The organism is Kluyvera huaxiensis, assembly GCF_040149365.1.
Lineage (GTDB): Bacteria > Pseudomonadota > Gammaproteobacteria > Enterobacterales > Enterobacteriaceae > Kluyvera > Kluyvera intermedia_A.
On record NZ_JBEFLV010000024.1, the window covers coordinates 66,082 to 72,487 of the forward strand.

7 protein-coding genes are annotated in these 6,406 nt (G+C 47.8%); 1 reads left to right on the forward strand and 6 read right to left on the reverse strand.

Annotated elements, in window-relative coordinates; translation table 11 throughout:
• Positions 1 to 138 precede the first annotated feature (138 nt).
• From ABOC97_RS20390 to ABOC97_RS20410, 5 genes are all read right to left on the reverse strand, one after another.
• A complete protein-coding gene (locus ABOC97_RS20390) occupies positions 139 to 1,431 on the reverse strand; it encodes a PTS sugar transporter subunit IIC (RefSeq protein ID WP_349601283.1) in 1,293 nt (430 codons plus the stop codon).
• A 6-nt stretch (positions 1,432 to 1,437) separates the two neighbouring features.
• Positions 1,438 to 2,127, reverse strand: a complete 690-nt coding sequence (locus tag ABOC97_RS20395) for a 6-phosphogluconolactonase (protein WP_349601285.1) — start codon at positions 2,125 to 2,127, stop codon at positions 1,438 to 1,440.
• A 16-nt stretch (positions 2,128 to 2,143) separates the two neighbouring features.
• On the reverse strand, positions 2,144 to 3,466 hold the full coding sequence (locus tag ABOC97_RS20400) for a 6-phospho-beta-glucosidase (protein WP_349601287.1): 1,323 nt from the start codon (positions 3,464 to 3,466) through the stop codon (positions 2,144 to 2,146).
• On the reverse strand, positions 3,463 to 4,218 hold the full coding sequence (locus ABOC97_RS20405; protein ID WP_349601289.1) for a MurR/RpiR family transcriptional regulator: 756 nt from the start codon (positions 4,216 to 4,218) through the stop codon (positions 3,463 to 3,465). Before ABOC97_RS20405 ends, ABOC97_RS20400 begins: the two co-directional genes overlap by 4 nt.
• Positions 4,219 to 4,493: 275 nt before the next feature.
• Entirely contained in the window at positions 4,494 to 5,003 is a 510-nt protein-coding gene (locus ABOC97_RS20410; protein ID WP_349601291.1) for a 2-thiouracil desulfurase family protein, read from the reverse strand.
• 241 nt (positions 5,004 to 5,244) lie between these two features.
• On the opposite strand from ABOC97_RS20410, the gene ABOC97_RS20415 reads away from it, so the two are divergent.
• Complete coding sequence (locus tag ABOC97_RS20415) at positions 5,245 to 5,469, forward strand: hypothetical protein (protein WP_349601293.1); 225 nt, start codon at positions 5,245 to 5,247, stop codon at positions 5,467 to 5,469.
• 195 nt (positions 5,470 to 5,664) lie between these two features.
• On the opposite strand, the gene ABOC97_RS20420 is transcribed toward ABOC97_RS20415, so the two are convergent.
• The gene (locus ABOC97_RS20420) at positions 5,665 to 5,904 is read right to left on the reverse strand and encodes a late histone H1 (protein WP_349601295.1); all 240 of its coding nucleotides are present in this window, start codon (positions 5,902 to 5,904) and stop codon (positions 5,665 to 5,667) included.
• Positions 5,905 to 6,406: the final 502 nt, after the last annotated feature.

A 6,406-nucleotide genomic window follows, 5' to 3' on the forward strand; every position in this document is an offset into this window, starting at 1 on the left:
TTGGATTTCTTTCCATAGATATCGGAAAGAATATAAGCGACCAAAAAGACTGAAACTTAACTCTACGACAGCAGCCTTTTCAGTCTGGGGCACTTCTTTACACAACAGGCGAAAGAAGGGCCCCGTTAACTGCAAAAATCAGGCGCTGTCCATTTGGCTCTCTTCATGAAGATACTGCTTGTCTAACACCTTCACGAAAGGCAGATAAATGGCGGTTGCGATAACTAAATTTACCGCTTGTAAGATGACCCCAGAAATTCCGGTAGTCAGGAATCCGGAGACAAAAATGGGCGTGGTCCAGGGGATAGATACGCCGGAAGTCGGTGGTACCCAGCCCAGCGCGATAACCACGTAGGTCACCGTACAAAGCACGATGGGCGTGAGCAGGAAAGGGATAAGCATCAGCGGGTTAAGTACAATCGGTAAACCAAAAATAATCGGTTCGTTGATATTAAATATTGCCGCGGGTGCCGCCAGTTTTGACAGTTGCTTCAGACGGGTGCTTTTGGCAACCATAAAAATGCTGATCAGTAGCGCGCCGGTAAAGCCCGTGCCGCCGGCAATCAAATACACGTCCCTGAATTGCTGGGTGATGATATTGGTTGCCGCCAGGCCTTCCTGCGTTTGCGCTAGATTTTGCGCGCTGAGCGTTTGCCAGATTGGCCCCATCACGGATGTCACGATCGAATCGCCATGAATACCAAAGAACCAGAACAGGCTTATCATGAGCTCAGCAATCAGCTGGGAGAAGATGGAGTTGCCTAAATAGAGCAGCGGCTCCTGTAGCATGACGCTGATAAATTTCCCCGGCGTGCCGAAATGCGTGTTCTCAAACAGAACTTTGACCATTATCCAGAACAGCAGCACCACTAAAATAGGCACCAGCGATTTAAAGGATTTGGCAATTTCCATCGGCACGCTGTCTGGCATCTTGATGGTAAAGGTTCGGTTTTCCAGAAACTCGACCATCTTGATGGTGATAACAGTGACAATAATCCCTAAAAACATCGATTCAGAGCTAAAGTCGAGCAGGGCATAAGCCCCTGCCACAATATCCCCTGATTCTGTCGTGATGCTTCCTGGTAGCATTAAGAAGAATATAGCGACCGGCAAAATAGCGGTGCTTTGGCTGAGGTTGAGCTTTTCGACTAACTCCTTTGAGAAAGTGATGATGACCAATAACGTCATCAGACCATAGCTGGCATTAATCCCGTAGTTCAGTTTATCCAGCGTGCCTTTTCCCAGCAGGGAGGTCATAAACTCGTTATACCCACTGATAGGAAAATTAGTTAAAAGAAGAAAAAATGAGCCAACAATTAAAAAGGGAATCAGCGCAATAAAGGCATTTTTGAGTGCGGTCAGATAGATGTTTGACGATATTTTCTCGGCCAGTGGCAACATCTTTTGTTCGAGTAGAGAGGTTATGCTCATTTCCGCTTACCCTTTAAGGTTTTTTGTAATGTAGTAATGAACTTGCGGGAATTGCTTAATATAGATTGCTGGGATCTCGGTGTGATGGGCATCGCCATTGACGATCTGCTGGTAAATACCTTTCTTAGCCTCATGGTTAATGATGACAATCACCTTTTTGGCTTTGATGATTTTCTTCAGGCCTACGGTAATGCCTTCGGTAAGCGTCACAGCGCCTGAGAAGTATTTTTTACTGGCGACGTTGATGGTGACTTCATCCAGTTTGGTTTGCAGATAATCGGCATCAAATGAAACGCCCGGCTCGTTTAAGCCGATATGCCCATTCATCCCCACGCCCAGAATCACATAATCGAACTCTTCGCCGTTTAATGCGCGCTCGTAATGGGCAATATTTTGTTCCGTGGAAGCATAAGGATCAAAATGGATTAACTTCACCGGATGAGAGCATTTGTGCACAAAGTCGTGGTTAATCATGCTCAGGCAGCTGCCATCAGACTCGCTGGGGACATTGACCCATTCATCCAGCGCAAAGAAGGTCAGGTTGTTGGCAATATCTGTCGTGGCGAGTGCGTTATAAACCCACTGCGGCGTGCTCCCCGAAGGGATCAGCACGCGGGAATGTGGCTTAAGCGCCGATAGCTCGCTGATCACCTGCTCGGCTAGCGTGGCGTTGGTGTCGAAAGTTGTACATTTCATCTGTTTCTTCCCGCGATTAAAGGGCTTCAATAGTTTTTGCGAACAAAGGCAGGTACTTTTTATTGGCCAGCAGCATTTCTTTGACTAATTCAACGCCTGAGTTATCGCTTGAGCACAATGGGTTGAAGATGAAACCGGCGATCAACGCTTGATAATCACCGGTTGCGGCGGCCTTCACGATCTGCGCTTCATAGTCTTTCATCATCGACACAATCCCTTTCGCAGGCGATGGGATCTCGCCGGTGCAAATTGGCATTGGGCCATTCCGCGTCATCACACAGTTCACTTCCACTACTGCGTCGACAGGTAAATTGGTGATCGCGCCGCCGTTGCGAACGTTGACGGTTTGAATGCTCTTATCATCGAGATAAATCGCACGAATAACATTCAGGGCCGCAGTGGAATAGAGTGCGCCGCCGCGAGCTTCCAGCTCTTTAGGCTTATCCTGAAGGGAGATATCGCTATATTTTTTGAACAGTTCGGCTTCGATATTTTTAACGATTTCACCGCGCGACAGTTCGGCAGCATCCTGTTCAGCCAGCATTTCAGTGGTTTTTAGGTAGTACTTTAAATATGAAGACGGGATCAGATTGGTGGCTGCCAGCAGTTCTTTATTAAACTGCTCATTGCTGACGTTTTTAAAGCTCAGCGCGTCGACGTCCGCTGCGTTGATTAAGTCGATAGTTTCCCGCGTGCGATCCACGCCGTTATGCAGGATTTTGGTAATAAAGTTCATATGATTGGAGCCTTTGAACTCTACGTATAAATCTTCGACTCGGGCGTTCAGTAAGCCTGCGACCTGATGGGTCATATTGATAGGGCCATTACACAAGCCAATAACCCGGTTGTTATTGCTGTATTTCAGCACCGCTTCCGTCACCATCGATGCTGGGTTGGTGAAGTTAATAAGCCAGGCCTCAGGGCAAATCTCTTTCATTTCATTGGCTATTTCAATGATCACCGGAATGGTGCGTAAGGCCTTGAACATTCCTCCAGCACCGTTGGTTTCCTGGCCGATAAAGCCGTAGGATTTCGGCAGTTTTTCATCAATGATACGGGCGTCAATGCCGCCGACGCGCAGCTGTGTGACCACGAAATCTGCATCCTGTAGCGCATTTCCACGGTTAAGCGTTTGGCTCACTTCAATCGCTAAACCCGCTTTTTCCAGCATCCGTTTGGTCAGTTGAAAGATGATATCCATCTTCTTTTTGCCCATCTCAACGTCGACGAACGCAATGTGGGAAACGGGGAGCTGATGATGGTTTTTAATTACCCCTTCAATCAGTTCTGGCGTGTAGCTGCTTCCTGCACCAATCACAACGAGTTTAACGTTTTTCATGAGTCTTCTACCTTTGAATTAAATTTTAGCGATACTTTTCTGACGTTTGATAAATGGAAAAGCATGATATCGATGATGGCTATTTGAATCGGATAACTAATATTTTCGAATGCGGTATCTTTAATAATGGCGTTTTTATAGATCAATGCAGCATCGGCCTTAAGTGCCAGCGTGGAGTTTTCCCGACTAGTGATGGCGGCGACTTTGATGCCATTCTTTCTGGCATTAAAAATTATCTCTTCCAGCATTTCTGACTCACCGCTATTAGAAACAATCAACACACAATCGTTGGCGGTAAGAAAGCGGCTGCGGACATTGCAGTTGGTATAGTCCGTTTCATTCAGGATATTAAAGCCTAGCACCATCAGGTTATAGCTGACATAATTTGCTACGCTATCCGATGTGCCATATCCCCAGGTAATAATCGTGCTGCAATCTGATAAAAAGTCACAAAAGGCTTTGACTTTACTTTCTGATACCTTAGTTAAGGCATCCTGCATTTCCTGTATATACTCACTAACAAATGAGTTATGGTGCTGAGAGTTTTTCGATATTGAAAATACATCCCGAACGTCGACCTTAAACTCCTGGAAATTATTGAAGCCTAATTTCTTTACCAGTTTTGAAATAGAAGGCGCGGTGGTGTAAACGCGCTCTGCCAGTTCATGAATCTTCATTTTATAAACATCAGCAGGATTCTCCTGACAGAATTTATAAATCCTCAGCTCATTGCTGGTTAAATCTTTACGCATGGAGTGCACCTTTTACTATGCGGTGCTGGCACCTTTTACTATGCGGTGCTGGCACCGCATTGGCTCTCGGAAGGAATCTTAACAAGGTCATACTGGAAATAGGTTTTATGATTTAGAAATTAATTTCCGTGATCTTGATTATAAATTTCCATGTGCAGACTTCCCCTGGCGGAGATTTGTGCCAGGGAATCGCTGAATAGCCTGGATCTGGCGCCAGCGCACCGACGTACGGCCAGCGACGTGTTTTCTATGGGGTATTATGGTGCTGCAGGTCTTCAGCGTGGCTGACTTTCAACTTCAGCAAGTCGCAGCTCCAGGGCATTGAGCTGATGCTCGCTGAACACTTCAATACCGTGTTGGCGTAATAACGCGGCGGCAACTCCTTCTCCTTGCACCTTATCACCGTTAAACGCACCGCTATAAATGGTCTGACTGCCACAGGTTGGGCTACCGTCAGTCATAATCGCAAAGCGGCAGCCGTTATTCTGCGCGGTTTGAAGTGCGAGCCAGGCGGCCAGTATGTAAGGTTGGGTCACATCGCAGCCGTCGCTTTCTACCATTTGCGCGCGTCCGTTTAGAACGTCAATTCCCTGACCTTTGACTATCTCCGCCGATAATCGTGGGGTCCCGAGTCCGGCTGCCAGTTCCGGGCAGTGGGTTACAAGGCGGTCCTCTTCGCGCCAGCGTTGCAGCAAATCTGAAGTCAGGGATTTATGGGTACCGTTGTAACGTACGCTGTGCCCGGCCAGGCAAGCGCTGAGGAGGATTTTTTCTTTGACGGTCATCTGGATACCCTTAAGGGTGCGTGGCAAGGCGGTCGTCGCGATGCCTGCGGCTATAGGGTAACAGATAATGTGGATGGGGTGTGTTGCGGGTGGAGATGGGCTAAATTCCGAAAACAAGTCGTAGAAACACTTAGTTAAGCGAAGTTACAGTCGGATTTACGGAGTGCTGCTAGTTTCGACATGGTTGTTTGCCTCCCCTGAGAAAGGAATTAAGTAGATGAAAGTAAAAGGAACTAAGCAGATGAAAAAAATCGTAACGGGTGCGGTTTTGGTCGCCGCAGCGCTGGTATCTTTCCAGACCATGGCGCAGCCAGATCGTGCGCAGATGCGCCAGAACTTTGACACTAAGATGGTGCAGCCGTGCCAGGGCAAAAAAGCGGGTGATGAAGTGACTATTACCACTCGCCGTGGTGATAAACTGCAGGCAGTTTGCACCCTGACAGCGATTCCTAAACCGCAGTCCTGAGTACTCTTTTAGCTCGTTAATATTGCGGCCTGCCGGGAAACCGGCGGGCTTTTTTATTAACTGGATTTGTACCGAAGTAGATTGCTGATGAAAAGAGACCAACTGCGGAGGTGAAGGGTTTCGGTATGGACTTATGTGGACGCGAATAGCGGTAGGGGAAACGCGGCAGCGAAATCTGCCGCGTGGTAGGGCGTTTTATTGCATCACAGCGCTTTTGGCTTTTGCTTTAGCGTTATTACAGGCGCTTTGATTTTTAGTACAAGCGTCTTTGGCTGCCTGTGCTTCTTTTTTGGCATCGCTTTTTGCCTGGGAGCACTGCGTTGGATTGGCCTGACAGGCTGATTTGGCTTTTGTTACTGCCTGGCCGTTGGCGGCGTTGGCTGCTCCCCAGACCAGTAGTGCGCATGCGCCGAGCATCATTGCTAATTTTTTCATCGTAACCCTCTATCCCAAAATAAAATATTGATGTGCACTGCAGTTACAAAGGCTGATACGTCCTTGCGTAGCCAATAATACGTGAGGTGGTATCGGCTTTATTGGGGATACTGGTTTCTAACGGTAACTAATGTGAATCTATATTTTTCATGCGTTACTTTTATGCACACAGTGGCCGATAATGTGCCCTATTGTTACCTGAGTCTCAGAAAGCAGAAAACCAGCCCGTAGGCTGGTTTTTTTAAATAGTGGTGCCCGGACTCGGACTAACGCCGAAGGCGTTTGAACAACGCGCTTGTCGCGTTGGTCCCGGAGGGGTGAGCCACTTTAGTGGCGAATCATCGAACCAGATTCGATGAAGAGTCCGGAGCGCCAGAAAGCAAAAAACCAGCCCGTAGGCTGGTTTCTTTAAATAGTGGTGCCCGGACTCGGACTAACGCCGAAGGCGTTTGAACAACGCGCTTGTCGCGTTGGCCCCGGAGGGGTGAGCCACTTTAGTGGC